Annotated in this window: 23 protein-coding genes and 1 pseudogene; 14 read left to right on the top strand and 10 right to left on the bottom strand. The window is 49.8% G+C overall.

Annotation, left to right across the window (positions count from 1 at the left end):
- Window positions 1–216: 216 nt before the first annotated feature.
- The 4 genes from ompC to ACMGGS_RS16950 all read left to right on the top strand — a co-directional run bounded on the left by ompC (window position 217) and on the right by ACMGGS_RS16950 (window position 2,664).
- Window positions 217–1,338, top strand: coding sequence for a porin OmpC (gene ompC, locus ACMGGS_RS16965; protein ID WP_414163592.1), 1,122 nt, complete (start codon window positions 217–219; stop codon window positions 1,336–1,338).
- Between the two features lie 139 nt (window positions 1,339–1,477).
- On the top strand, window positions 1,478–1,699 hold the full coding sequence (locus tag ACMGGS_RS16960) for a KTSC domain-containing protein (RefSeq protein ID WP_414163591.1): 222 nt from the start codon (window positions 1,478–1,480) through the stop codon (window positions 1,697–1,699).
- A gap of 83 nt (window positions 1,700–1,782) precedes the next feature.
- Window positions 1,783–2,217, top strand: coding sequence for a universal stress protein UspF (uspF, locus tag ACMGGS_RS16955; RefSeq protein ID WP_414163590.1), 435 nt, complete (start codon window positions 1,783–1,785; stop codon window positions 2,215–2,217).
- A 117-nt stretch (window positions 2,218–2,334) separates the two neighbouring features.
- A complete protein-coding gene (locus tag ACMGGS_RS16950; protein WP_414163589.1) occupies window positions 2,335–2,664 on the top strand; it encodes a DUF2623 family protein in 330 nt (109 codons plus the stop codon).
- A 167-nt stretch (window positions 2,665–2,831) separates the two neighbouring features.
- Here ACMGGS_RS16950 and ACMGGS_RS16945 read toward each other — a convergent pair whose 3' ends face one another.
- A complete protein-coding gene (locus tag ACMGGS_RS16945) occupies window positions 2,832–3,626 on the bottom strand; it encodes an AraC family transcriptional regulator (protein WP_414163588.1) in 795 nt (264 codons plus the stop codon).
- A 77-nt stretch (window positions 3,627–3,703) separates the two neighbouring features.
- Between ACMGGS_RS16945 and ACMGGS_RS16940 the strand changes: the two genes are divergently transcribed.
- From ACMGGS_RS16940 to ACMGGS_RS16930, 3 genes are read left to right on the top strand one after another with little or no spacing between them, the layout of a single operon-like run.
- The gene (locus ACMGGS_RS16940) at window positions 3,704–5,740 is read left to right on the top strand and encodes an FUSC family protein (protein WP_414163587.1); all 2,037 of its coding nucleotides are present in this window, start codon (window positions 3,704–3,706) and stop codon (window positions 5,738–5,740) included.
- Window positions 5,733–5,948 carry a DUF1656 domain-containing protein gene (locus ACMGGS_RS16935; protein WP_414163586.1) on the top strand — a complete coding sequence of 72 codons (216 nt, stop codon included), beginning with the start codon at window positions 5,733–5,735 and terminating at the stop codon, window positions 5,946–5,948. The genes ACMGGS_RS16940 and ACMGGS_RS16935 overlap by 8 nt, the downstream gene beginning before the upstream one ends.
- Entirely contained in the window at window positions 5,945–6,808 is an 864-nt protein-coding gene (locus tag ACMGGS_RS16930; RefSeq protein ID WP_414163585.1) for an efflux RND transporter periplasmic adaptor subunit, read from the top strand. The genes ACMGGS_RS16935 and ACMGGS_RS16930 overlap by 4 nt, the downstream gene beginning before the upstream one ends.
- 68 nt (window positions 6,809–6,876) lie before the next feature.
- On the opposite strand, the pseudogene ACMGGS_RS16925 reads toward ACMGGS_RS16930, so the two are convergent.
- Window positions 6,877–6,972 (bottom strand): annotated as a pseudogene (locus ACMGGS_RS16925) (N-acetyltransferase); the annotation flags it as partial.
- 44 nt (window positions 6,973–7,016) lie between these two features.
- Window positions 7,017–7,619, bottom strand: a complete 603-nt coding sequence (locus ACMGGS_RS16920) for a helix-turn-helix domain-containing protein (protein WP_414163583.1) — start codon at window positions 7,617–7,619, stop codon at window positions 7,017–7,019.
- Between the two features lie 43 nt (window positions 7,620–7,662).
- On the opposite strand from ACMGGS_RS16920, the gene ACMGGS_RS16915 reads away from it, so the two are divergent.
- Window positions 7,663–8,358, top strand: coding sequence for a B3/4 domain-containing protein (locus tag ACMGGS_RS16915; protein ID WP_414163582.1), 696 nt, complete (start codon window positions 7,663–7,665; stop codon window positions 8,356–8,358).
- 21 nt (window positions 8,359–8,379) lie between these two features.
- The gene (locus tag ACMGGS_RS16910; RefSeq protein ID WP_414163581.1) at window positions 8,380–9,273 is read left to right on the top strand and encodes a dihydrodipicolinate synthase family protein; all 894 of its coding nucleotides are present in this window, start codon (window positions 8,380–8,382) and stop codon (window positions 9,271–9,273) included.
- 248 nt (window positions 9,274–9,521) lie between these two features.
- Here ACMGGS_RS16910 and ACMGGS_RS16905 read toward each other — a convergent pair whose 3' ends face one another.
- From ACMGGS_RS16905 to ACMGGS_RS16890, 4 genes are all read right to left on the bottom strand, one after another.
- Window positions 9,522–13,343 carry a hypothetical protein gene (locus tag ACMGGS_RS16905; protein ID WP_414163580.1) on the bottom strand — a complete coding sequence of 1,274 codons (3,822 nt, stop codon included), beginning with the start codon at window positions 13,341–13,343 and terminating at the stop codon, window positions 9,522–9,524.
- Window positions 13,344–14,209: 866 nt separating this feature from the next.
- The gene (locus ACMGGS_RS16900; protein WP_414163579.1) at window positions 14,210–14,470 is read right to left on the bottom strand and encodes a DUF2534 family protein; all 261 of its coding nucleotides are present in this window, start codon (window positions 14,468–14,470) and stop codon (window positions 14,210–14,212) included.
- 54 nt (window positions 14,471–14,524) lie between these two features.
- Window positions 14,525–16,591: a TonB-dependent copper receptor gene (locus tag ACMGGS_RS16895; RefSeq protein ID WP_414163578.1), complete on the bottom strand. Its 2,067-nt coding sequence runs from the start codon at window positions 16,589–16,591 to the stop codon at window positions 14,525–14,527.
- 81 nt (window positions 16,592–16,672) lie between these two features.
- Window positions 16,673–17,092, bottom strand: a complete 420-nt coding sequence (locus ACMGGS_RS16890) for a DUF2946 domain-containing protein (protein ID WP_414163577.1) — start codon at window positions 17,090–17,092, stop codon at window positions 16,673–16,675.
- 407 nt (window positions 17,093–17,499) lie between these two features.
- Between ACMGGS_RS16890 and ttcA the strand changes: the two genes are divergently transcribed.
- Window positions 17,500–18,435, top strand: a complete 936-nt coding sequence (gene ttcA / locus ACMGGS_RS16885; protein ID WP_414163576.1) for a tRNA 2-thiocytidine(32) synthetase TtcA — start codon at window positions 17,500–17,502, stop codon at window positions 18,433–18,435.
- Window positions 18,436–18,481: 46 nt separating this feature from the next.
- Here ttcA and dbpA read toward each other — a convergent pair whose 3' ends face one another.
- From dbpA to zntB, 3 genes are all read right to left on the bottom strand, one after another.
- Window positions 18,482–19,855 carry an ATP-dependent RNA helicase DbpA gene (dbpA, locus tag ACMGGS_RS16880; RefSeq protein WP_414163575.1) on the bottom strand — a complete coding sequence of 458 codons (1,374 nt, stop codon included), beginning with the start codon at window positions 19,853–19,855 and terminating at the stop codon, window positions 18,482–18,484.
- Window positions 19,856–19,882: 27 nt separating this feature from the next.
- The gene (locus tag ACMGGS_RS16875; RefSeq protein WP_176918122.1) at window positions 19,883–20,065 is read right to left on the bottom strand and encodes a hypothetical protein; all 183 of its coding nucleotides are present in this window, start codon (window positions 20,063–20,065) and stop codon (window positions 19,883–19,885) included.
- 276 nt (window positions 20,066–20,341) lie between these two features.
- Window positions 20,342–21,325, bottom strand: a complete 984-nt coding sequence (gene zntB, locus ACMGGS_RS16870) for a zinc transporter ZntB (RefSeq protein ID WP_414163574.1) — start codon at window positions 21,323–21,325, stop codon at window positions 20,342–20,344.
- A 366-nt stretch (window positions 21,326–21,691) separates the two neighbouring features.
- On the opposite strand from zntB, the gene ACMGGS_RS16865 reads away from it, so the two are divergent.
- From ACMGGS_RS16865 to ACMGGS_RS16850, 4 genes are all read left to right on the top strand, one after another.
- A complete protein-coding gene (locus ACMGGS_RS16865; RefSeq protein ID WP_414163573.1) occupies window positions 21,692–23,821 on the top strand; it encodes a putative bifunctional diguanylate cyclase/phosphodiesterase in 2,130 nt (709 codons plus the stop codon).
- 95 nt (window positions 23,822–23,916) lie between these two features.
- Window positions 23,917–24,144 (top strand): YgdI/YgdR family lipoprotein, encoded by a 228-nt coding sequence (locus ACMGGS_RS16860; RefSeq protein ID WP_176918125.1) that lies wholly within the window; start codon window positions 23,917–23,919, stop codon window positions 24,142–24,144.
- Window positions 24,145–24,597: 453 nt separating this feature from the next.
- Window positions 24,598–25,011, top strand: a complete 414-nt coding sequence (locus ACMGGS_RS16855) for a YsnF/AvaK domain-containing protein (protein ID WP_414163572.1) — start codon at window positions 24,598–24,600, stop codon at window positions 25,009–25,011.
- A 38-nt stretch (window positions 25,012–25,049) separates the two neighbouring features.
- Window positions 25,050–26,090, top strand: coding sequence for a YsnF/AvaK domain-containing protein (locus ACMGGS_RS16850; RefSeq protein WP_414163571.1), 1,041 nt, complete (start codon window positions 25,050–25,052; stop codon window positions 26,088–26,090).
- Window positions 26,091–26,093 lie beyond the last annotated feature (3 nt).

Below are 26,093 nucleotides of genomic sequence, written 5' to 3'. Positions count from 1 at the left end.
AATACGGGAGTGTTATGGCGGTGTATAATTTTTATTTTGTATGATTTGCAATTAATCATTCACCAAAATTATCACTGTAACTCTCGATATATGTACTTAAGATTTTACTTATCAGGTAACAAATGATATTTACCATATAAGAATAGTCTCCTTTAGCATGTCTTTACTTCCTGCAAAGGAAGTAAGTGCAAAAAAAACAACTAAAGGATTATTTTAATGAAAAGAAAAGTATTGGCCCTGATGATCCCTGCATTATTAATTGCAGGCGCAGCAAATGCCGCAGAAGTTTATAATAAAGACGGCAATAAAGTAGACGTTTACGGCAAGGTAGACGGCCTGCATTATTTTTCCGATAACCATAATGCCGATGGCGATCAGACCTATGTTCGCTTTGGCTTTAAAGGTGAAACGCAGATTAACGATCAACTGACCGGTTACGGCCAGTGGGAATATAACGTTCAGGCTAACACTACTGAAAGCGACGGTTCTAACTCCTGGACTCGTCTGGGCTTTGCCGGTCTGAAATTCGGCCAGTACGGCTCTTTCGATTACGGTCGTAATTACGGCGTACTGTACGATGTTGAAGGCTGGACCGACATGCTGCCAGAGTTCGGCGGCGATTCTTACACCCAGGCTGACAACTTTATGACCGGTCGTGCGAATGGCGTTGCCACTTACCGCAACACCGATTTCTTCGGTCTGGTTGATGGTCTGAATTTTGCCCTGCAATACCAGGGGAATAACGAATCTCGCAGCAGCGATCAGGAAGGCACCAACAACCGTACTTCTGACGACGATCTGCGCTATGAAAACGGCGACGGCTTCGGTATTTCCACCACCTATGATCTAGGCATGGGCGCAAGCTTTGGCGCGGCATACACCACCTCCGATCGTACCAACGATCAGGTTAATGCTGGCGGCAAAGTCGCAGGTGGTGATGAGGCTGATGCATGGACGGCTGGCTTAAAATATGATGCCAACAACATCTATCTGGCAAGCATGTACTCCGAAACCCGTAACATGACCCCGTATGGCAATGCGGGTGTCGCTAACGAAACGCAAAACTTTGAAGTCACGGCTCAGTACCAGTTCGACTTCGGTCTGCGTCCGGCGGTCTCTTTCCTGATGTCGAAAGGCCGCGATCTTAATGGCAACGCAGACACCAGCAAAGACCTGGTGAAATACGCGGACGTTGGCGCAACCTATTACTTCAACAAAAACTTCTCTACCTACGTTGATTACAAAATCAACCTGCTGGACGACAATGACAATTTCTATGCTAACAACGACATCAATACCGATGACGTAGTGGCACTGGGCATGGTTTACCAGTTCTAATCTTTATCGCCCGCTGTTTTCGGCGGGCGACATCTGTCTGTCAGCAATATTCCTTTCACCATAAGTAATCAGTTGCATAATCGCCTCCGGGTGATGGATGATATTGTTCATCAATGATCCGTTGTAGAGGATGCACATCATGGAACATCATCCCGTAAAATCATCCCGAATCACCTCTATTGCCTGGGACGAAAAGTCATCCACCCTGGAAATCGCGTTCCGTAACGCCGACGTTATTCAATATCAGGGCGTACCTGCACGTATTTTTCGTGATTTTCTTGTCGTGGTATCAAAAGGTCGTTTTTACGATGGTGTGATTAAGGGCAAATATCCGGAAAAAAAACGCAACGGACGTCACTAAAAACATAACTTTACCGTTGCAAAGCCTGTTAACCGCGGATTGATTGACTAAACTTTAATCAGGTACTTAACGAGGAGATTGTTATGAACAGAACAATTCTTGTCCCCATTGATGTATCTGACAGCGATTTAACCCAGCGTATCGTCTCCCACGTCGAATCTCAGGCGCGTATTGATGATGCGCAAGTGCATTTTTTAACCGTTGTTCCTTCCTTTCCTTACTATGCTTCACTGGGGCTGGCGCAATCAGGACAGCTTCCTTCAATGGATGATTTACAGCGTGAAGCCATCAGTAAGCTCGAAGAGATTGTCGCCCGGTTTCAAATCCCCGATGACCGCAAACAGACACACATTGCGGAAGGTTCGCCAAAAGACAAAATTCTTGAGCTAGCAAAAACGCTGCATGCTGATTTGATCATCCTCGCCTCGCATCGCCCGGACATTTCCACTTACCTTCTTGGCTCAAACGCGGCTGCGGTGGTACGCCACGCGGCGTGCTCTGTACTGGTAGTACGTTAAGGTTCCGGCCCGCACTCTCACTGCGGGCCACTTACGCCCAGATTTACTTATTTTTAGGTAGAGACATTTCGCCTTGTCGTTATATAATGTTTTATATAACGAGTAGTGAGGTGCACGATGACCAATTATTTTGGAACAGGGATCGTGGAGGGCCTTAAAGGGCAGCATCCGCGCAAGGTGGCTGATTTCACCGCTTTTAATGATGATTACAAACGCGGCTACGTGCTGGGATATTGCCACCAGCTTCGTGAACAATGTGGTGAAAAAGAGCTGGCCGCATGGCAGGCTGGCTTGCTGACCCGCCAGTATCATCTTGATAAAAATACGATGATGGAATTTTTCACCGAGTTTGGCTCTGACGAGTACCTCCATTATTTCCGTCAGGGATACCAGGAATGTCTCAACGCCGCCCACTCACTTGTCCGTAACGTTCACCTTCGCGGGTAAGTTTCTGGCGATATTTACTTCTTGCGTGGCTCCCTTCCGCGCCTGATTTTCTCTTCCGTCTGACTCAGGTATAAAACGCGCTGGCATTCGCCGCCGTAATCCGCACCATACACGTCATAGTAACCGAGCTACCATCCGGTTGGTGCTGTATCCAGCCTGTGCGTCACTCAGGGATCTGCCTTTCTTCGATCGGCAAAATAGTGCGCGGGCGTGCTCCCCATCGTTTTTCTGAACATGGTGATAAACGCGTTTACCGACTCATATCCCAGATTAGCCGCGACGTTTTGCACCGATATTCCGCTTGCCAGCTCCCGAAGGGCAATAATCAAATGCAGCTGCTGACGCCATCGCCCGAAGGTCAGCCCGGTTTCCCGCTGCATCAGGCGTGCTAATGAACGCTCGCTGATCGCCAGCCGTTTCGCCCAGACTTTAAACGTGCTGCGGTCTTCCGGATGGCTGACCAGTGCATCTGCCATGGCGCGGATCTTAGGGTGTGCCGAAACCGGCAGACTCAATTTCTGCTGAGGCATAATGGCCAGTTCATCGAGCGTCACCCTGGTCAGCCTGCCGACATGGCTCTCCGCTGCATAATCGAGGCCCTCGCCCGTTAAGCGGTCAACTAACGCTTTGAGCAGCGGCGAAATCGCCAGCGTACAGCATTTCTCAGGCAGCGCGGCGGCGCCGGGTTCAATAAACAAATAGTTGAGATGCGCATTCCAGGTCGCTTTGGCGCTATGGGGGATGCCGCCGGGGATCCACACCGCGCAGTCTGGCGGCACTATCCAGATATCGTTTTCCGCGCGGCAAATCACTGCCCCATACAGCGCAACGATCAGTTGCCCCTTGCGGTGCGTATGGACCGGGACTTCTGCCGCGTAATCAACGAAATCAATATTTCGCGCGACGGCAGGACACGGCACACTATCGGGATCAAACAGGGTATGAGCAAGTCTGGCTGGCATCTCATTGGCAACATTTAGGTATTTTTTGGCAGAATAAAGTATTTAAGGACATGTGCAAAGCGGGAATAATTCCCGGCATGAATAAGTTCACTTCCCATCACAGCCGTATTGTGCACGCGATAAGCCGTTGGTCAGGCCGCACAGGCTCTCCCGCGCTGCTGAGCGACGCCCATGCCCTGCTCTATTCCGGCAGGAGTTTTGCCGCCGCGATGCTCGCATATTATATTGCCCTGGCGATTGGCCTTGAACGGCCCTCGTGGGCCATCATCACCGTCTACATCGTTTCGCAAACCTCGTCAGGCGCATCCTTGAGCAGAAGCCTTTATCGCCTGGCGGGTACCGTGGCTGGTGCGGGAGCCACGGTGTTGATTGTACCCACGTTTGTGAATACGCCGATTTTATGCAGTGTGATTCTGACAGGCTGGATCACTTTCTGCCTCTGGTTATCCCTGCTCAAACGCACGCCCCGCGCCTATGCCTTTGTTCTGGCCGGTTATACCGCAAGCCTGATAGGGTTTCCCGCCGTCTCCGATCCCGGCACGGTGTTTAACATCGCCATCATTCGGGTACAGGAGATCGCGATCGGTATCGTCTGCGCCGCGCTAATTCACCGCTACATTTTACCTGTCCGGATATCAGTGCTGTTCAACAGCAAATTAGCCCAGACGCTGCACGCCGTGCGTCAGCGGATTGCCGACACCCTGGCAGGAAAGTCCGATGCACAGTCAGATCCTCTGCATCTGGCGCTGGCGCTACAGTTTCTGCAGGGTATCAGTCACCATATCCCGTATGATTTTGCCCTTTCGGTTCCGGTCCGCCAGGCCAGGAAAGCGCTCCACGACAGGCTGGCGCGGTTAGTCATTGTCAACGAAGAATTACGCGATCGTTTGCAGACAATCGCGGAGATGCCCGCCGGAATGCAGGCGCTGCAGGATGACGTTCAGGCCTGGCTGACCTGCGACGATACCGGGAAACGCAAAACCATAGCAGATACGTTACAACAACGCAGTGAGCAGTTAGCGCAGCGACTCTCTGCGCAGGCGCTGACGTTTGAAGATGCGCTGCGGGTGAATTTCTTACGCTACATTGCTGAGTTGATTACTCTCCTGCAACAGTGTGAACGTCTCACGGATGTCATCCATCAAGCAAAATCCACGCCAATGCAGGCGGAAGATCATGCGGCGAAAGGGTATGTTTTCCATCGCGATCTCCTTAGTGCAGCCCGGACCGCGCTGGGCGCTTTTATCATCATTCTGAGCGGTTGCCTGGTGTGGATTTACTCTGCCTGGCCCGATGGCGGTACGGCGGTGTCGATTCTTGGGGTTTGCTGTACGTTGTTTGGCAGTTTTGACACGCCGGCACCGCACATTGTGAAATACATTATCGGCTCTGTTTGGGGCGTATTGATAAGCCTTATCTACAGCTTCGCCCTGCTTCCTCCGCTCAGCGATTTCCCCGTGCTGGTGGCGGTACTTGCCCCGGTTTATCTGCTTGCCGGATCGTTGCAGGCACGGCCCCCCACCACCTTTATGGCGATGGGGATCACCCTGACGCTGCCCGTTCTGTGCGAGCTGGGCGCGCACTACAGCGGCGACTTTGCCGATGCGGCAAACACCGCTATCGCTCTGTTTTTTGCGACCGGCTTTGCGGTTATCGGCATGAGCCTGCTGCAAACCGTACAGGCTGACGCGGCGATAAACCGTCTGCTGAAACTTTGCCAGCGAGATATTCGCCGCAGCGAGAACGGCATGTTCAAAGGCGATGAAACGCACTGGACCAATCTGATGATCGACCGCGCCGCCCTGCTGCTGCCACGCTTGCCGCGCAGCGGGCGGTCATCCGCGCGGGCGCTTGAACATCTGCTGCACTTTTTGCGCATTGGCCTCTGTGTGATGCGCCTGCGCCGCTGCGAAACGCCCCCCGGCAACGGTATCGACGAGGTGCTTTATGGTCTTACCCGCACAACGGAGACCGAAGCCTTACGAGAGCGCATTGCCACCATGGTGGATCTCTGCCTGCCCGCCACGGATGAACAATCATGCCAGTTTGTCGACAGGTTAGTTGATCTGCATTGCGCGTTACGGGCGCAGAACAAGGAGACTACTCATGATTAATGACATCAATATCGGGGGAGTTTTTATCCCCGGCCTGCTACTGACCGCGCTCATTGCTCTGGTCTGTACGCTGTTACTCGTGCCGCTTTTCTCAGTCAGCAGGCTTTATCGCCGTTTGCCCTTACGCCCGTTGATTGATGTCTCAACTTATATCGTGACCTATTTCCTGCTCTTGCAGGGCCTGACCACACTGGGGTTATTCGCATGAAATCTTTGCTCTCTTTATCTGGTCGTTACGCGCTGACGTTAATCGCAGTGGCGGTAGCTGCTTTCGTGGCGTTTATTTTCTGGAAACAGTATGCGCAGACGCCCTGGACGCGCGATGGACGGGTTCGGGCAGATGTCGTGCAGATTGCGCCGGATGTTTCCGGCCCGGTGAGCAGCGTGGCGGTCCGGGATAATCAGTGGGTTAACCGTGGCGATGTACTTTATGCTATAGACCCGCGCTGGCTGAAGCTGGCCGTGCTCAGCGCCCAGGCCGACGTTGAGGCAAAGCGACATGAGATGGTGATGCGCCAGGATGCGGCCAGGCGGCGTGCGCTCATAAAAGGGGTCATTTCCAGTGAGGACATTCAGCAAACAGGCAGCGCAGCACGTGTCGCGGCGGCCAATTATCAGGGGGCATTGGCTGCACTGGAACTGGCGCAGCTTAATTTATCTCATGCTACCGTGCGCGCACCGGTTACCGGTTACGTCACGCATCTTCGGCTTCGCCCGGGCGACTACGCCACTATGGGTGAAACAAAGGTCGCCATTGTCGATGCGCACAGTTTCTGGGTGGTGGGCTATTTTGAAGAGACCAAACTGCGTCATATTCGTATCGGGAAGGCCGCACAAATTTCCCTGACAGGGTTCGATCCGCTTATTACGGGGCATGTGGAGAGTATTGGCCGGGGAATCGATGATAGCAATGACGAGACGGGCGGACTTGGGTTGCCAAATGTCAATCCCACCTTCAGTTGGGTGCGACTTGCGCAGCGCGTACCTGTACGTATCCAGTTAGATAAGATACCGGAAGGAATTGAACTGGTTGCAGGATTATCCGCCAGCGTTTCCATTATGCCTTAAACGTTTTTGAGCGTCCTGGCGGCGGGCATACTGGAAGACTGGTTTGTGCCAGCAGCCCAGGACGATTACGAAAGGTAATTGTGAATGGCCTCCACCTGAAAAAAGGCAGGATGAGTTGTGACAGTAAACTTGTCTTTGCTAAAACTCAGATGCTGATTATCCACTTAACATATCCTTCAGCCCTTAATTGTGATGAGACAAGCCATACTCAGGATGCTTTTTCATGTACTGTCATGATGAAAACCAATGGACCCTTCTCCCGGTTTTCATAGGAATGAGGAACATCCGTTCTGGCCGTTGCCGAACACCCGGTCTTCACCAGGTACAAATGGTCCTGTACGCCAAGTGTGAGCGTGCCCGTCTGAACGTAAAACAATTCAAGCGTCCCTTGCGTATGGCCGGGTGAAGCAAACTTTTCCCCAGGCTGCATTTCCCACATCCAGAGTTCTGTCATATCAGGGCCTCCAGAGCCTGCGAGCAACCTTGCTCTCCCGCCTGTTTCGCCTTGCCATAATTCCGGGATCTCATTTTCCGCAATGAGATGAACAGTCGGTTTTGAACTAACATCCACAAAGTCAGCTACTGAAACCCCCATCGCCGCAGCCAGGCGACATAACAGGGCAATGCTGGGATTCGCACGACATCCCTCAATCTCAACCAGCGCTCCTTTGCTGACGCCTGCCCGACGGGAGAGTTCATCAAGGGATATTCTCTTTTGTTTACGATACAGCTTAACCCGCCGGGATAAGGCTTCATTCACAGTGCTGACGATAGCATTCGCATCGGTCATTAAATTGACTTTTTTGGTCATTGGTCATTATCGTGGGATAAATTGGTCATTACAGGATTATCACGTGTTAACAGTCTCTCCGTCAATTGTCCCTGAAATTTATCGTATTGCTCCCGGTTTTCGGGCACTCAGTATCTACGTAAAAGCTGCGCCAGTACTTAACCCCGATGTCGGAGAAACGGCGCTGCGAGAAGCATGTGAAGCAGCCCTGGCTGGGAAGCCTGAATGGGCGGAAGCTCATCTGGCCGCATGGGCCGACGTTTTTCAAAAGTTTGGAGCTAAACCTAAACGTACCCCTTGCTCAGCAGATGCATTACGTAAGCGCGTATTACGTGACGGAACGCTGCCAACGCTTGATCCTATCGTTAATCTTTATAATGCTGTAAGTCTTCGCTACGCCGTTCCGGTTGGTGGAGAGAATATCTCTGCCTATCAGGGATCGCCACGTCTGACTGTGGCAAAAGGAACAGAGCCTTTTGATACCGTCAAAGAGGGAGAGATTGCCGTTGAATATCCTTCACAAGGCAAGGTTATCTGGTGTGATGATAATGGCGTGACCTGCCGTCGCTGGAACTGGCGACAGGGGATCAGAACTCGCTTAGGTGTGGAAGCTCAGCAAATGTGGTTCATTCTGGAAAGTCTGCCTCAGATGCCACTGGAGGCGCTTCACGAAGCCGGGAAGATCCTGACCGGGGGCCTTGAAAAAATGATGCCCGGCCTGTGGTTTGACGTTGTTCTCATCGACGATCAACAGCAGTAATATCATTCAGGAGCAACTCTTATGTTTGCCGGCTTGTCTGCGTTTCCGTTAACCCCGGTCACCGCCAGTGGCGTGGACGAAAAGGGTTTTAGCCATATTCTTTCCCGCCTTACAGAAGCCAGAGTTGATTCTATGAGCATCCTGGGCTCAACCGGTAGCTATGCCTATCTGACCCGGGAGCAGCGCAAGCGCGTAGCAACTCTGGCAAAACAGCTTGCCGGAGACATCCCTGTTATGGTGTGTGTAGGGTCGGTCAGTACCGATGCGATCCTGCATCTGGCAGATGATGCACAGACTGCTGGCGCAAATGCCCTGTTACTCCCGGCAGTTAGCTACCAGTCACTCCGTGACGCAGAAGTCTTCTCACTATTCGAGACCGTTACCCGGCACGTGTCCGTACCGGTGTGCATCTATGATAATCCGGGCACTACGCATTTTACCTTTACGGATGAACTGCATGGGTGTCTCTCATCACTTGAGGGGGTTCGCTCGATCAAAATCCCTGGTGTTCCGGATAGTCCGGCTGCTGCGACCAGGCGGGTGGAGTCTTTGCGTCAACACCTGCGCCCTGGCGTAACCATCGGTATTAGTGGCGATGCTTATGCCGGGCTGGGATTAAATGCTGGCTGTGAAGTCTGGTATTCGGTGTGTGGCGGTCTATTCCCTGAGATGGCGAAACAAATTACTGAGGCAGCGGCGGCGAAAGATCATGAACGCGTTACAGCCCTGACGACCCGCCTTGAGCCATTGTGGTCGTTGTTCCGTAAACATGGCGGAAGTATTCGCGTTATTGCCGCCGCTGCTGGGGTGCTCGGACTTACCGATACAGATTGCCTGCCCCGTCCTCTGCAACCGTTGTCAGCAGGCGATATTGCAGATATTGCCCATGTGATAAGCGTGCTGGAGCTGAAGTAATATACCCGCCGGACTGCCAGTTTACCGGCCCTTATGAAACGTGGCAGGAGAAAAATCCTTATTGCATGTGGAAGCAATATTTTTAGGTTCGCTTTTGGCTCAAAGCGGATGTCATGTTCCTCATGCCTGGCCGCTTTGTGCCAGAAGCGGACGGTGGACGCCGCGCTATGCGGCAATTTTGGAGCAAAGCGGAAAAATTGCCCGACAGCAGCGCTTTAGTATACGAACCCCGATCAAAAGCAAAATGGTCACTCAAATCTTTGCTCCCGCCGGTTGTACTCTTCGGCCTCACTCGCTCTACTCTCTCTAATAGACCTATTTAGAAGAGAAAGCTTGGTCTTAGCCATCTCTCGCACCTCAGGAGAGACATGATTTAATAGGACTTCGAATGCCTCCAAACGAACTTCAAGAATATCGGCAAGTGATCCTGACCACCCACCAGGAAAAGACCTTGAGTAAATAGTTTCAACTATCGCGGCTTTGTTCTCTGCGGCATCCAAAAGTGATGTAATGTGATGACTGAGAATTACTTTCTTTGGATTGTCTAGTGGCTGTGATTCCTTGTCTAAGGATGTGTATGCCGAAACGGCACCTGCCACTTTATAAATCCTATCTTGATATCCATTACACCATTTCAGCAAGCGCTCTATCGGCGCTAAGTTTAATGGCGAGCTACTACGATTGATCCTATCCTGGAAAAGCAAATAAATAAGTTGTTCACTATTCTCACTATCTATTAACACTCTATCTAATACAAATTCTGGATAAGTTTTCACTAGATAGGATATGATAGTCTCTAATTCAAAGCTATATAAGCGATACGTCTCTACGCCATTGCAAAGCAAGTTAATAATATCGCGAACTTCATTCTCCGCTGCTGGCTCTGATAAACACTCTGCAACAACACGGTCCATTCCATGGAGTTGTCGCCTACTAATCTCATCCCTGTGCATTGATAACAGTTTCAAAATGGCCTGCCTTCCAACAGATCGTAGGTTATCGCTAGGACTGTTGCTACCCTTTTCAGTAAAGAATCGCATGCTCAAAATTTCAATAGTTGAAAATATCCCATCGGCCAAATCATTAAGTGCGGCAAGTAATTCTGATAAATTATCATCAGAAATGGATTCATGAACTCGACCGTAACTTATCTGTTGAAACCTCCATGCTTCCAGTTCACCTGTCTTCGCCAGATCAATAAGCTTTTTTGCTCCCCAAGGGGCTATCGGCGTTGCAGACAAAATATCAACAAAATACTGTTTAAGCTCCGGCACATCTAATACAGACTCTTGGAGCTTCCGAGACAAGCCAGGATCACCGGCATGAACGCCAACAATAAAACCGCAAAAGAGGATAGGTTGTACTACTTCTAACTCTTGCTTTTGCATTAGACGGACAAGCATCTCAAAGGTTAAACCTTGGTTTGATGATCCTTTGGCCAATCCTTTGCCGAATGACCAAAGCGCATCAATACGTTTTTCCCATAACCTTGGTGCCAATCTTTCAAGGTAGTCAGGTTCGGATGACGCAAGCTCACCTAGTTCTTCTATCTTCTGATGAATTTTTTCAGAATTTTCTGTGTAATCCCCATCTAATACTTCTACGTGATCCCAAGTGTTAGTCAGGGCATATGCCTCGATTTCGAAATAGGGATCAGCCGGTGCGGTTAAATGCTCGAGTGCTTCTATCCTTTTTAATAATTCGGGTACGTGTTTCTTCCCGTTGTAATGGATTGTCCGCTTAATGGCCATCCATATATCTGGCCATTTACCGCCAGCACCATATTTCAGCACTATGTTTTCGAGAATTTCAAAGCAGCCTGCATAGCTCCATAATGCTACAAAGTGGTTAGCTAGTATCGCCTTTGCCCAATTGCATAGTGGAGCATTACCCGAATCTAAAAACGGCACTAACAGCTCAATATAGCCTACGTACCAGTTTAATATATCTTCATTCGTTGTCGGTTCCCACCCAAAGTCTCTGCTACGAGCGCCAAAATCAAATCCTCCAAATGAACTCCAGTGAGAAACCTGAAATGCAGACCGAAGAATATCCTGCGCAATTTCAAGCTGTCTCAAGCTGCCGGAATTTAACATCCTATTCACAAAACAATGTCTTCGCGCTGGTGTAGCCTGGGTTCCAGAAAGGTATAATGAAAAAAGGCTCGCCAATTGACGAGCGATACTATTATTGTTCTCCCCAGATTGTTCAGTTTCCGCAAAGCGAAGAATTAGCCCAGCAGAACGGTCGAAGTACTGATCATCATATGCTATTTTTCCAAGCAATCTAACGAGCGTAGAAAAATTCTGATTATCTCGTGAGCAGAAATCTCGAGCTTCCGAAGCATTCTCTATAGCGGTTAACACTACTTCTGGAAACACAGGTGCGATGTGAGTTAGTGCCGTAAGCTGCTCAGCATCGCACCGTGCAATGTTATGAAATGGCCCATCAATGTTCATCCACGTATGGGCGAGATATCTAGCAGGTTCAAAGTCATGCAGATATCCTAGTCGATGGGCACATGACTTGAATAAACGAAAATTATCAGCCTTTAATAACTCAGCATTAATTTTATCAGGATCGATATTCTGAAGGGCCCGTCGTGCGAGACGGTTAGCTATTGCATGCGGAAGCACTGCTCGCCAGTTTCCCCGCTTTTGCGATAGCTGCCTTCGCAATAGCTCTGCATGATTGCGATTCAACCTGTCACGTTCAAATCCGCCAATTCTAGAAAGAGCGCTCAATTCATCATTGTACTCTTTCGGGGAAATATTGAACGAATAAACCAAGGATAGGATCTCTGCGCTTTCAAGCAAGCTTTCGGTTGTACCTTTTCTTTGATTGAAGAGCCTCTGGAACAAGTCCTCATCAGAAAAATTTGTCAAGGTTTCATCTTGACTCACTCGACTCGCCAATGCAATCGCAACACGTGCATTCCCTCCGGAAAACTCTGCAACTTTATCGGAATTAACACGCCCTAGGGACTGAAACCTCTTTTGGATAAGTTTAGATACGGTCTGTTCACTTGATGGTTCGATGTGTATTACTTCTGTTTCTTCTGGGCGGTCATCCGAAATATCATACTCGATAGTGAGAAGACTCAACTTTGCTTGATTTGACGAAACCTGTTTTTGCAATTTTCTATGAACATCTGGTGGGCAGTTATCCAATACCAAATAGCTTGAAAAATCATTAGCTACCAAGTATGAGACAAGCTCTGATGCTGTTGGAGTTAATTCATCACCAAGATCCGCATATATTACATTTGTTTTCGGTAGCGAGTTATCGCATACATCACTTTCAAAAAGAGCCTGAGCAAAGCGTGTTTTTCCAACTCCTGATAGACCAGTTATTCTTACAGCCGAGCCAGATCTTTTTAATCTTTCACGCACAAGCCTGATTCCATCCGAAATCGTTGAAGGCTCTTTGTGATTTGAGTTCATATCGATGACACAAGGGTGTTCGTCAAGCAAAAACTCATCATCTTTATCGACTGGAGTGGAAGCCCATCTCCCAAACGGTCGCCATCCGGATAATGGCTTGCCTAGTCTAGAGCGGACCCACAAGGCAACCTCGGGAAATTGTCTCAACCATGCGCTAAGCCGATCCCTACCATAAAAGTCAAGGAGAAGCTCTTCGCTATCTGGTAAACCTTCGAGCGCAGATTTCATTCCTAGAAGGCGTTCTGATAGCATTTTGTCAGAACAATCATCTTTGCCACTAACAATTATATAAGCCCCTTTTTTTTCTAAGAGATCCGCTATAACAGTTTTTAGCTTCCCTTTATCAAGCATTTCATTTTTGCAAGCCGCCTTACTCATACTGTTTTTCTTCACTTGAAAGCCAGTATTTTCACGACTTATAAAGCCCGGCTTTAGTAAAGGGATAGCATCGACAACTCGAACATCGAGACCACCGTCAGCAGCTTCCTGAGCTCCCCCCCATAGAACACAAGATGTCTGTAGTTCTTGACGAATCAATTCCGCTTCACACAACCTAGCGACCAACTCTCTTAGATCAGCATCATTGAGATTTGAAATATCAAAAGGTTCAAGTTCAAAAAATATCATTATGTTTCAAATGTCCTTATATTGCCAATTGATATCGGTGAACTGCTCCCCTTTGATTCACACAAAATGCTGTTAGCAATGTCCACTCTTCGCTTGCAGCGGAACTTGTGACCTTGATTTCTGCCTGTTCCATGCCAGTGGCAGACGTTGCTAAAAGCGTAGTGTGATAAGTTGAAGGGCGCAGGTCACGCCAAAACGCGACTTAAGAATAATCTACGCCAATACTGACTGTGTTCTCAACTGAAGAATAACAAGTTTGTCAATATAAGCTCTCTTTTAGGGAATGCGAGCGATTTACCTGTTATCTGACACCGGAAAAATACCGACTGATGCAGTATTTGCCGGGATCTCATAAGGTGAATGGTTTGTTTTGCAGGGATGCTTACACTGCCACGGCAGGGTTAATCAACGGATAGCACGTCACTGGATCTATAAATATCCCTGTCATTCTTGCTTAACACAGCCCAACGTGATTTAAATAAGCAGTACCAGCTATGCCTTGATTGTGAGGCTAACTGTGTACTTCCGCTATTCGCTCATTGCAGACCTTCAGCTCAGTCAGATGGTCCGCTTCGTGCCATGCACGGACATTCAATCCTTCAATGTAATAACTTAGGATTTAATATCCTTGAGATTGATGTAGCACGACGGGACAAACTAAAATGAAATTTGACTTAAATAGCGTGCTGTTAATCCGATCAACTATTTTTAGCCACTATTACAATACGCACAGAACTTGCGTCGTTTCATGAAAAAGGGGGCTGGCAATGTGTTGCCATTTGACAGTGCCAGCGCAAACAGCACTGACACATACAGGTGAAAGCCTTTGAAAGTGTCGGTTAAGACGTTATGAAATTAGAGTCCTGCTAACCCTTTTCATCCCTGGGTCCCAGGAAATAAAAGCCAAACGGGAGAGAGCCTATAACGGTGAACAGAAGACTATAGACGGCAACCCATGCTCCCTGAATAATGAACAAGGATATGTCCCAGGTTTCCATTGGCAGATTATACTGGTCTTCAACGCCCTGGAACGCGGCCTTTGAAACCACGCTTACTGCAACGATAAACACACAAGCTACGGCAATCAGAAACTTCTTCCCTTCCGGGGTTTTGAGAATTTTCAACATAATGATTTCCTCATATCTCCTGAATAAACAATCCGGTTTTTAGATCTGGACCGGTCAGAATGTCACATTAATTTTGCCCCAGAATGTTCTTCCTGGTTCGTTAACGGAGGTATTGGCGGAGTAGCCAAAGCTACTATTACCCGCCAGGTTGAGATGCTCGCTGTAATCCTTGTCCAGAAGATTATCGACACCGGCGCTCACTTTAAAGTACTTGTTCACGCGGTAAGTGGCATTGGCGGAAACCACGGCAAAACCGGCGCTGCTGTCAAAATCTTTGCCCACCACATTACCTTCATTAATCGCCACCCGATGCTGGCTACTGACCAGACGTAACAGCCCGGTACTGCTCCAGTTGCCACTCTCCCAGGACAATCCCAGGCGGGCTTCGAGAGGAGGCATTTGCGGAAGGGGTTTACCATCTTCCGTATTCCTGCCCCAGGAATAGGCCAGGCTGGCGTCGTTTTTCCAGCTGTCGGTCAGCTTATAGCTGACACCGGCCTCGCCTCCCATGATAGTGGCGTTGATGTTATCGACCTGGCTGATATACGCATCGTTGGGATCGTAGCGGAAAAGGATAAAATCATTTACGCGACCGACATAAGCAGAAACCCAGGCGTCAGTACGTTTGCCGGAATACTGTGCGCCAATATCAAGCTGGGTCGTTTTTTCGGTTTTCACTTTATCAAACGCGTCTGAGGTGCCGTCAGGCCCGTAGGTGGGGGAAAAAAGTTCCCAGTAGTCCGGGAAGCGTTCTGTATATCCAACCCCGGCATAAAGCATTAGCGGCATTTCTGCGAGGGTATGCTCGAAACGTACAAACCCGGCAGGAAGGGTGTCCGTTCGCTCTGATGAGCCTTTACCGGAAAAATTATCCACGAGGACACGGTCAAGGCGAGCGCCCCCCACTACCTTGCTTGAATCAGTGGTATTCCAGGTGAGTTCACTGAAGAGACCATAATCATGGAAACGGGCATCTTTGACCCAACTGTTGTCCATTTTATTGCGATGAGTATTCAGTTGGGTATCGGCACCGCTTTTCAGCTCCACATCCGCCCACTCCCACGTGCCCATCATACGACCGCCAACAGTACGTCTGTCAACTTCCATCGCCATTGGCATATTCATGTCCATTGACATGCCAGCATCCATTACGTCACCCATGCCGCCGTCTGTCATTCCTTCCGACATACCTTCTGACATACCACCGTCGGGTGAACGCAGTGAATAGTTATCCATAATGTGGTCGGCGTAGTTGTAATAGACATTCGCTTCGAATTTCTGGAATATCTCTCCGATATTCGATTTTTCGAACCTGGCACCCAGGCTTTCTCGCCTGAACTGGGAACCGTCCATACTGCGCCCCGCATACCGCGATTCTCCGTCACCTTTCCCTGCCGTCAGTTCAATCAGGGTATCTTCATCAGGCGTCCAGCCGAGCGCCATATCTCCGTTCCATTTATCCCATTTTGAGGGAACGCGATGACCATTGCCATCCTTATAGTCATCGGAACGAGATTTGTTACCCATCAGGCGTAAATATCCATCTTCGCTACCCAGACTGATATCCGCATTCTCATCCCAGCGATTGTTCGAGGCAGCAAGCAGGCTGGCATTTCCCTGTACGCCGGGTTTATCAAACCGCGGCTGCTCGCGATCGAAACGAATTGTGCCTGCAGAGTTACCCGGCCCCCACAGGACCGTTTGCGGCCCTTTGGTCAACGTCAGAAGGTCAAAACTTTCCGGGGAGATATAAGAGCTGGGGGCATCCATTCGGGCCGGACAGGCACCCAGCATTTCGCCATTATTGGTCAGGATACGCAGACGCGATCCGAACATTCCGCGGAAAACCGGATCGCCATTCGTGCCACCGGCCCGTATCTGTGAAAAGCCAGGGATGGTTTTCAGGTAATCGGAACCATCACTTGCCGGGACAGGCTGACGAGGTCTTTTTGGGGACGTGACAACTTCCAGCGGCGTTGAGGCGGGAGCCGTAACAACCATGACGGAATCATCCTCCATCGTTGCGTGATCGTGGTTCTCCTGGGCAGCAATGGCATTCGTCTGGAATGCCATCATTATCAGAACTGCAAGAGGGGTACGTATAAAACGTTGAGTTTTCATGACTTGCCTTACTATTTTTCTGGCGTAAGCGAGCTTGCCTGTCCTGAGATAAGCAGCCGATTAATCTATTTTTGTGGGTAGTTAATTCGCAGAAAGAAAAACAGCAGGCGGTGCGCGGGCGCGCTGTGGTGCCCAGGCACGAAAAATCGGAGAGAGGATTGCCAGCAGAGGGAGAGGTATACGAACGCAGAGTAACATCAGCCAGAGCATTACCGTCAGCACGAACTGGACGAATGGCAGATGAATCAGTAGCTGACAGTATCCGCAGGCAATTTCTTCCATTGGGGACATTGCTTGCCCCGCCATCATGCGATGAACCATGGTAAGGTTTTGCTCGCAGAGCTCCGGCATAGCTACGTCGTGGTGCATTCCTGACATAGCCATACCATGATGCTCAGGCATGGCCGTCGTAATCGCTGAATTCACACAGTCGGAATGGTGAGCTAAAGATTTAGATATGACAGGCGCAACGAACAACATGGCTACTGAGAGCAATGCCATACATGCTGCAATGAAGAAGAAACGATTGCGCCTGTACAAAATGTTACCCGGTCATGACTATGTGTGCGCTAGTGTATCTTATTTGGTTTGCAAATGTTAAAAAAAAGCCGATTTATCAATATAAATACCAATAATTACGAGACATGCCTCAATATAACAATCGGGCAAATTTTGTACTTAATAGAGGTGATTTCGAAATGACTCGCCTATAAAATGCAGTCATTATGTCCGCTCTTCGCTCAAACCAGACCCTGCCCCCTACGCAGCTCTGTTCCGTAGCAGTATTGGGTGCCGGTAGAACGCTGCGGTAAAACGTGCTGGCATTCGCCGCCGTAATCCGTACCATACACGCCATAGATAACCGTGCTACCAGCCGGTTGCGCCTTCAATACTTGAGTAGCGAGTCAATGAGTCAGAATCAAGACGTAAGTAAGAAAGATCAGTACAACCTCAACAAGCTCCAGAAACGTCTGCGCCGCAACGTGGGCGAAGCCATTGCTGATTTCAATATGATTGAAGAAGGCGACCGGATTATGGTTTGCCTGTCAGGTGGCAAAGATAGCTATACCATGCTTGAGATCTTACGCAATCTTCAGCAAAGCGCGCCGATCAACTTTTCGCTGGTGGCGGTTAACCTCGACCAGAAGCAGCCGGGCTTTCCGGAACATATTCTGCCGGCGTACCTGGAGCAACTGGGCGTCGAGTATAAAATTGTTGAGGAAAATACTTACGGGATTGTGAAAGAGAAAATCCCTGAAGGCAAAACCACCTGCTCACTGTGCTCGCGTCTGCGTCGCGGCATTTTATACCGCACGGCGACCGAGCTGGGGGCGACTAAAATTGCGCTGGGTCATCACCGCGATGATATTTTACAGACGCTGTTTCTCAACATGTTCTACGGCGGCAAGATGAAAGGCATGCCGCCGAAGCTGATGAGCGATGATGGCAAGCACATTGTTATTCGCCCGCTGGCCTACTGCCGCGAGAAAGATATCATCCGTTTCTCTGAGGCTAAAGACTTTCCCATTATTCCATGTAACCTGTGCGGTTCACAGCCTAACCTGCAGCGGCAGATCATTGGCGATATGCTGCGTGACTGGGATAAGCGCTATCCGGGGCGGATTGAAACCATGTTCAGCGCCATGCAGAACGTCGTACCTTCCCATCTGAGCGATACCAGCCTGTTTGATTTCAAAGGTATTCAACACGGTTCTGAGGTGGTTGACGGCGGCGATCTGGCGTTTGATCGCGAAGATATTCCACTGCACCCGGCGGGGTGGCAGCCGGAAGAAGAAGACGCATTGCGTGATGAGTTGCGTTTGAACGTGGTAGAAGTGAAGTGATTAAGGCGTGCTCAGGCATGAAAATGCCTGAGCCGCAGAAAACGGTTTATTTCAACAAACGAACGCGAACCGATTTCCCTTTGATTTTTCCATTCTGTAACTGCTTCCAGGCCTGACGCGAAACGTTCTGGCGCACGGCGACATAGACGTGTGCCGGATGTACATCAATCTTGCCAATGTCTGCACCCGTCAGCCCCATATCGCCAGTCAGTGCGCCCAGCACATCCCCTGCCCGCATTTTGGCTTTTTTGCCGCCGTCAATGCACAGGGTCACCATGTCGGCTTCTAACGGAACGATACTGATGCCCGTCGGCGCGCCCAGCCAGTTAAGGTTGAGTTGCAACATTTCAGCGAGGATATTGGCGCGCTGTGCTTCTTCCGGCGCGCAGAGACTGATGGCCAGCCCGCTGTTTCCGGCACGCGCGGTACGGCCTATACGGTGTACATGGACTTCCGGATCCCATGCCAGCTCGTAGTTAATGACCAGCTCCAGCGATTTAATATCCAGTCCACGCGCCGCCACGTCGGTTGCCACCAGGACGCGAGCGCTGCCATTGGCAAAGCGAACCAGTGTCTGATCGCGGTCGCGCTGTTCAAGGTCACCATGCAGCGCCAGCGTGCTCTGTCCTGATTCGTTAAGCGTGTCACAGACCGCCTGGCAATCTTTTTTGGTATTACAGAACACCACGCAGGAGGCGGGGCGGTGCTGACTGAGCAATTTTTGCAGCAGCGGAATTTTACCGCCGCGTGAAACTTCATAGAACTGTTGCTCTACGGCAGGAAGCGCGTCCACGCTGTCAATCTCAATCGTCAGCGGCTCGCGCTGTACCCGGCCGCTGATCGCGTCAATGGCCGCAGGCCAGGTGGCGGAAAACAGCAGCGTCTGACGAGACGCCGGGGCAAAGCGAATGACATCATCAATTGCCTCGCTAAATCCCATATCCAGCATCCTGTCCGCTTCATCCATTACCAGTGTCTGAAGCGCGTCCAGCGAAACGGTATTTTTTTGCAGGTGATCCAGCAAACGACCCGGCGTGGCAACGATGATATGCGGCGCATGTTGCAGGGAATCACGCTGCGCACCGAACGGTTGACCGCCGCACAGCGTCAGAATTTTGATATTAGGCAGAAAACGCGCCAGACGTCGCAGTTCACTGGCGACCTGATCCGCCAGTTCACGGGTCGGACACAGCACTAGCGACTGCGTTTCGAAACGTCCGGCGTCGATGTGCTGTAGCAGGCCCAGGCCAAATGCCGCCGTTTTCCCGCTGCCGGTTTTTGCCTGCACCCGGACATCCTTACCCGCCAGAATCGCGGGCAGCGCCGCCGCCTGGACGGGCGTCATCGAAAGATATCCCAGCTCGTTAAGGTTCCCGAGCTGGGCGGCAGGCAAAACGTTCAGCGTTGAAAAAGCAGTCACAATCTCATCTCATTATCAAAGGAGCAATCAGCAGGCGCGTATCCTCGCAGATCTGCGGCTGTGATGCGACAATTTAATCGGCACTTCATCCGGTGGCGGGTCCGGCATAGGTTGTGGACGTGGAATGGGATCGGGAACGGGCACCGGATCGACGGGGACCGGATCGGATTGCGCAGATGGGATAAGAAAAAGTAGCGAGAGACTCGACATTTTTAACTCCTCAGTTACGGAACACCTCTTTAAAGGTAGATGCTGTAGTGCAGGAGGCAAAAAAAAAGCCGACTAATCTAAGCCGGCGTCGTACGAATCAATTGTGCTATGCAGTAATTCAAAAAAGGAAGTAAGACAATATGGAGCGCAACGCCCATCGCTTGACGTTGCATTCACCTGCGGGAGTTATATTGCACCGAATGGGTAGAAGCTTTTTTGACTTCGCGCAATAAAACAGCCGTTTTTATGTTCAATTTATGTTAAAAAAGTTAATTTTTACAGCCATTTACTGCGATGCAACCACCATGTAACGCCACCGATTAAGATAACTAACATGATACAGAAGGCCGCAAAACCATAATGCCAGTTGCCGCCAGGAATGCCTCCGAGGTTGACGCCAAACAAGCCGGTTAAGAAGGTGCTGGGCAAAAAAACCATGGCCATCAGCGACATGGTATAGGTTCGCCGCGACAGGGATTCCTGGGTGATTTGGGTAATTTCATCGGTCATCACCGCGGTGCGTGAAATGCAGGCGTCAATTTCATCCAGCCCACGCCCCAGACGGTCCGCAATATCTTTCATCCGCTGCCGTTGATCGTCATTCATCCACGGCAGACGCTCACTGGAAAGGCGGGCAAAAACATCGCGCTGGGGAGCCATATAGCGGCGCATCACAATAAGCTGTTTGCGCAGCAGCGCCAGAAAACCCCGCGGGGGGATCTCCTGATCGAGCAAATTGTCTTCAAGATCGATAATCCGATCATGCAGTTCTTCAATAAACTCACTGGCATGATCGGTCAGAGCGTCACAAACATCAACCAGCCACCCGCCACAATCGGTGGGACCAGTGCCTTCCTGGAGGTCGCTCACCACATCATCCAGCGCCAGCACCTTACGCTGACGGGTTGAGACAATCAGCCGCTCATCCATATAGACCCGCATCGCCACCAGCTGATCGGGGCGCTCGTCGGTACTGCCGTTAATACAGCGCAACGTGATTAGCGTTCCCTCTCCCAGACGGCTGACACGTGGGCGCAGGCTTTCCCCTGCCAGCGCATCACGCACGTTATTGGGTAGTAATGGCGTGGTAGAGAGCCATTGTGCGCTATCAGGATGGGTATAGTTCAAATGGAGCCAGCACGGATGCTGCCCGTCAATACGATCGCCATTTTGCAGGGGCTTTACCCCACCTTTACCATCCAGCTGCCAGGCGAATACCGCATCAGGCACATTAACATCCGATCCCTTTAAGACGTCCACAGCGCCTCCGTTATTCATCATTCTTGTGGTTAGTCTAGCCATGTACCGGAGTTAAGCAACTGTAAGCGAAAGGATAATTGGTTTTACATAAGTCACCTCCCACCGAAAGCTGAATAAATTGGCATTTATGTACAAGTGATACGGTCCTGAAAAAATAATTTTAAAATGCACGGTATATAATGAATTAATTAACCTGCTAACGAATAGTCAAAACTTTCTGAACCTCCTGCTGCTTAAACTGCGGTCCAGGATGGGCTAAAACAGCTTTCTGTAAAGGAAAATATATTCTCTCCTGGCAAGAGAATGAGTAACGCAAAACGCAATTTTACTGCTAAATTAGACTTATCTTATTTTTTTCTGGACGGCATGATGTTTCTCGTTTCATGGGACCCGATGTTAATCGGCGTCTCTTTTCTTGTTGCTTTCATTGCCTCCTTCGTGGCCCTTGACTGCGCCGCGAAAATTACGCTTTCACAACATAAAACGGATCTCTTCTGGCGATTTGCCGCCGGTGCAACGCTGGGTCTTGGGATCTGGTCAATGCATTTTATCGGCATGTTATCCATGAGGATGGCCATGCCGATGCGCTACGATTTCCCCTTGACGTTTATTTCACTGCTGGTAGCGATTGGCAGTGCCATCGCGGCAATAACGATTGCGGTGTCAGGTAGCGCACTCGCCCCAAAACGATGGATTCTGGCGACAGGGATCCTCAGCGGTGGCGTGGTTACCATGCATTATACCGGGATGTCAGCGCTGAGATTTCACGGAACCCTTTTATGGAACAAGCCTCTTATTGCCCTGTCAGTACTTGTGGCTTTAGTCGCCTGCGGCACTGCCCTGTGGCTGACATTCAGCCTGCGGCAACGGCATAAAAACCGGCTTTCTCATCGTATTCTCGCCGCAACGGTTATGGGCCTGGCAGTCGCCGCGGTTCATTATATCGGCATGGGAGCGGCAACCTTTGGCGGCCATGGTGCCGCTCTTGCTGGCGGAATGAGTGAGCACGGTCTTTCCCTGTGGGTGACGGCCACCACGCTCCTGCTGTTAGGCTGCATGCTGATATTTTCAATGATTGATTCCCAGGTTCGCACGACGCGCCTGACGGAAGATCTTGAGCAGTTGAATCTGCAGCTGGAGCGGCAATCACGCTACGATGCGCTCACTGGGCTGGCAAACCGTATTCAGATGGACGTTCGCCTGGAGGAATGTCTGCGCAACGCACAGCACGTTCGCGCCACGTTCGCCGTGATGGTGATGGACCTCGATGGTTTTAAATTCATTAACGATACGCTAGGTCATGCCGCGGGCGACAGGCTATTAATGTCGGTCGCCAACCGTCTGAGCGCTCGCTTAAGGCCGAAAATGCTGCTGGCACGACTGGGAGACGATGAGTTTATGCTGCTGGTGCCTGACACCAGCGAAGGTGAAGCGACCGATCTTATCGCAGGGATCCTTGATGCGGTCCGCCGCCCGGTCTATGAAGCCGGGCAGTTGCTCAACCTCTCACTCAGCGCAGGCGTGGCGATGTTCCCGCGCGACGGTGAAAATTCGCATCAACTTAAAATGAATGCCACGACGGCAATGAACAGTATTAAGCGTCAGGGCCACAATAACTGGGCAATGTATGATCCGCACACCATGCCGCAAGGCCATACGACTATAACGCTTGAGCAGGATATCACGCAGGCGCTGGCGCTACAGCAATTCGAATTATGGTATCAGCCAATATACAGTAACGGGACCGAAGCACTTTATGGCTTCGAAGCGCTCTTACGCTGGCGTCATCCGGTGAATGGCATTGTATTGCCGGATGCATTTCTTCCTGCGCTGGAAAAAAATGGTCAGATCCTGCCCGCAGGACAATGGGTGATTGAAGAAGCCTGCCGCCAGCTTAACGCATGGAGTGAGGAAGGCCATGGTGAGCTGACGTTATCCATCACGCTTTCTGCCATCCAGTTTGCGCAGGAGGACATTCATACGCTGATCTGCGCAATGTTAGAAAAGTATTCTGTCTCTCCTGCCCGGCTGACCCTCAAAATTGTTGAGTCCATTGCGCTTAATAATCCCGAGTACAGCCTGAGGATGCTGACGGCGTTTATGCGGTCAGGATTAACGCTGGCGATTGATAATTTTGGTACAGGTTATACCAACGTGATGCTGTTAAAAGATTTACCGGTACAACAATTAAAAATTAATCGCAGTCTAATCAAAGATATCCGCTATAACGGTAAAAACATGGCCATTGTGTCCAATATTATTGAGGTTGCACATTCCATGCATATGAGCGTGGTTGCCCAGGGTATTGAGACGGTGGAGCAGAAGCATCTGTTATCCAGCCTTGGCTGTGACTATTTACAGGGATTTTTGCTGGCACATCCAGTGCCGGCCTGTGAGATCGCAGAATTGCTTCAACACCGCGTATCAACTGCTGTAATGCCACACCAGCCTGCTTTTATTGATCCGCTACTACCCGAGATAAAAAATCAAATTTAAGCGTAAATCCTGCTAATTTTTGTAGTTACCCTGCAAACTATATCCTCGCTGCTATACTTTAGTTCTGACAAAACAACAGAGTAGCGAGGATAAACATGAAAAAAGCGTTAATTATACCCCTTAGCGTTCTGCTGGCCGCCACTGCCCTTTCCGGCTGCACACGCACGAGCTACGCCATTCATACCAATGATGGTCGGACCATTATCAGCGATGGTAAACCGCAGGAATCTGAAACCGGCCTGCTGGGCTATAAAGACGCTAACGGCGTGAAACAGCAGATTAATAAATCTGAAGTTAAGAACGTCGCTGAAGTCCCGCATTGAGTTTAACAGCCCCGCAAGGGGCTTTTCTTACCGACTGCCAGCGTTCCTCTCCCGCTATCACGCCAGGCCAAGACAAGCCTTCATTAGAAACAAACCAATAAACAGCAAAAATTATAAAGTTATTAATAGCCTATCTTTTTCAGGATTTATCCCTTAAATTAGCCTTTCTTGTAATGATAATGCACATTGCATTCTCTCAGGAACATCTGGATTTCATGTTCCTGAGAGTTTTTTTACCCTCGCCCTTCGCTGACATCATTGTTTGATTTTGCCCTCCCTTCCGCTGCAACTCGCACAGGCTTACGCGTCTAAAAATTGTCTGTTAACATTTTTACATAATTAGATCGCGGCGAAAAATACCGTTTGGTCTATGCTTAAATACATTGACAGCAACGTTAGACGATTATTTATCTGAACAAAGAACATTCTTAAAATCACAGGCTTAAACGTTATATGCAAAATAAAGATGCTATAAATAATACTACGTCAACGCCAGATAAAACGATGCCGCTAGCGGAAGAAAAAATTACCGTATCGAAAGAAAAAATCGTCGATCGTCGGATCCAGATTTCTCGTAAGACGGTTTCTGATGAGCAGATCATCGAAGCTGACCTTACCCGCGAAGAAGCAATAATACATCGCGTTACTAAAAATGAGGTTATACAACCTGATAACGTCCCCACCGCCCGACAGGAGGGTGATATTTATATCATCCCGGTGATTCGGGAAGAGGTGGAAATAATACGCCGTCAGGTTCTGGTAGAGGAGATTCACGTTAAAAAAATACTTACCAGCGAACATTTTCAGGAAAGCGTCGTATTAAGACGTCAGGAATTAGATATTTCCACGGATGAGGAATTAGATTAATAACATACCCCGTAACCTAAGCACGAGGAGAATCTCAGATGGCTCATGAAAAAATCGTTACCGCCTTCGAGCAACCCCAGCAGGCAGCAGCAGCGAAAGAAAAGCTCATCGCTGAAGGTATCCCGGAAAGTCATATTGATATTATATCGGGCGAAAGATTACGCGTTGAAGATAAAGAAATTCGCCATCCGAGTTTCTGGCAGAGACTGTTCGGGGACGATGTCGATGATGACTACGCCACCGAATATAACAAAGCCATTCAGCTTGGCGGGGTGCTACTGACCGCCCGCGTGGATAAAGACGAAGCGGACCGTGTTGAGGCCCTGCTCGACAGTTATTCCAGCGACTACTCTTCGCTACGCGGCTCCTATGATCCGACAACTGAGCGCGATTATCTTGGTGAAGTAGACAGCACCACCGCAGCGGATATCGGGGGCGTCCGCCCTGTCGATAACCCCGTTTCCGGCGTAGGGACAGGCGGTGTGAGTGGCGTAGCCCCAACAGGTAATATTCCGCCAAACGTCGGTGGAGTGCGTGCCGTCGATACCGATACCGTCAGCGCATCAGAACGAACCCGTGACTGGAGTGCCTCTGATGAAATCACTGATACCGACGATCTCTCTGACACCCGCGATCTGACGCGTGACCGCACACTTACAGATGATGCTAATCGCGAAACACTGAAACTGGCGGAAGAAGAAGTTGATATCAGTAAGCGCCGGGTCAGCGACGGTAAAATCCGTCTGCGCCGTTATACGACCGAAGAAGATGTGTCTGAGGATATTTCTTTGACCGAGCATCATGCCAATGTCTTCCGTTCAGCGGTAGATGAGCCGGCTTATCTGCACGATGTCGACTGGTCAGATAAAACGATCGAAGTAGAAGAGTCTCACGAAGTGCCGGTCGTTAATAAAACAGCGCATATTCGTGAAGAAGTTGGTATTGATACCGAACGGACTGAGCGTACCGAAACAGTGCGTGACACGGTCCGTCGTCAGGAAGTTGAAGTTGATAAATCCGCTTCCGATAAAGACCGTCTGTTAGACAAAGATCGTTTCGATGACGATAAGAAATTCTAACCC

The organism is Superficieibacter sp. BNK-5 (genome assembly GCF_047456055.1).
Taxonomy (GTDB): domain Bacteria; phylum Pseudomonadota; class Gammaproteobacteria; order Enterobacterales; family Enterobacteriaceae; genus Superficieibacter.
The sequence above is the reverse complement of the archived record's forward strand: the minus strand, read 5'-3'. Positions and strand labels throughout refer to the sequence as shown.

Bases quoted from the DNA above. Each gene is read 5' to 3' on its own strand.
- ACMGGS_RS16850 (WP_414163571.1), top strand. From the start codon at position 25,050: ATGGCTCATGAAAAAATCGTTACCGCCTTCGAGCAACCCCAGCAGGCA.
- ACMGGS_RS16930 (WP_414163585.1), top strand. From the start codon at position 5,945: ATGAAATCTTTGCTCTCTTTATCTGGTCGTTACGCGCTGACGTTAATC.
- ACMGGS_RS16945 (WP_414163588.1), bottom strand. From the start codon at position 3,626: ATGCCAGCCAGACTTGCTCATACCCTGTTTGATCCCGATAGTGTGCCG.
- ACMGGS_RS16935 (WP_414163586.1), top strand. From the start codon at position 5,733: ATGATTAATGACATCAATATCGGGGGAGTTTTTATCCCCGGCCTGCTA.
- ACMGGS_RS16920 (WP_414163583.1), bottom strand. From the start codon at position 7,619: ATGACCAAAAAAGTCAATTTAATGACCGATGCGAATGCTATCGTCAGC.
- ACMGGS_RS16875 (WP_176918122.1), bottom strand. From the start codon at position 20,065: ATGTCGAGTCTCTCGCTACTTTTTCTTATCCCATCTGCGCAATCCGAT.
- ACMGGS_RS16960 (WP_414163591.1), top strand. From the start codon at position 1,478: ATGGAACATCATCCCGTAAAATCATCCCGAATCACCTCTATTGCCTGG.
- ACMGGS_RS16895 (WP_414163578.1), bottom strand. From the start codon at position 16,591: ATGAAAACTCAACGTTTTATACGTACCCCTCTTGCAGTTCTGATAATG.
- ACMGGS_RS16860 (WP_176918125.1), top strand. From the start codon at position 23,917: ATGAAAAAAGCGTTAATTATACCCCTTAGCGTTCTGCTGGCCGCCACT.
- ACMGGS_RS16940 (WP_414163587.1), top strand. From the start codon at position 3,704: ATGAATAAGTTCACTTCCCATCACAGCCGTATTGTGCACGCGATAAGC.
- ACMGGS_RS16855 (WP_414163572.1), top strand. From the start codon at position 24,598: ATGCAAAATAAAGATGCTATAAATAATACTACGTCAACGCCAGATAAA.
- ACMGGS_RS16890 (WP_414163577.1), bottom strand. From the start codon at position 17,092: ATGGCATTGCTCTCAGTAGCCATGTTGTTCGTTGCGCCTGTCATATCT.
- ACMGGS_RS16865 (WP_414163573.1), top strand. From the start codon at position 21,692: ATGATGTTTCTCGTTTCATGGGACCCGATGTTAATCGGCGTCTCTTTT.
- ttcA (WP_414163576.1), top strand. From the start codon at position 17,500: ATGAGTCAGAATCAAGACGTAAGTAAGAAAGATCAGTACAACCTCAAC.
- ACMGGS_RS16910 (WP_414163581.1), top strand. From the start codon at position 8,380: ATGTTTGCCGGCTTGTCTGCGTTTCCGTTAACCCCGGTCACCGCCAGT.
- ACMGGS_RS16905 (WP_414163580.1), bottom strand. From the start codon at position 13,343: ATGATATTTTTTGAACTTGAACCTTTTGATATTTCAAATCTCAATGAT.
- ACMGGS_RS16950 (WP_414163589.1), top strand. From the start codon at position 2,335: ATGACCAATTATTTTGGAACAGGGATCGTGGAGGGCCTTAAAGGGCAG.
- uspF (WP_414163590.1), top strand. From the start codon at position 1,783: ATGAACAGAACAATTCTTGTCCCCATTGATGTATCTGACAGCGATTTA.
- ompC (WP_414163592.1), top strand. From the start codon at position 217: ATGAAAAGAAAAGTATTGGCCCTGATGATCCCTGCATTATTAATTGCA.
- ACMGGS_RS16900 (WP_414163579.1), bottom strand. From the start codon at position 14,470: ATGTTGAAAATTCTCAAAACCCCGGAAGGGAAGAAGTTTCTGATTGCC.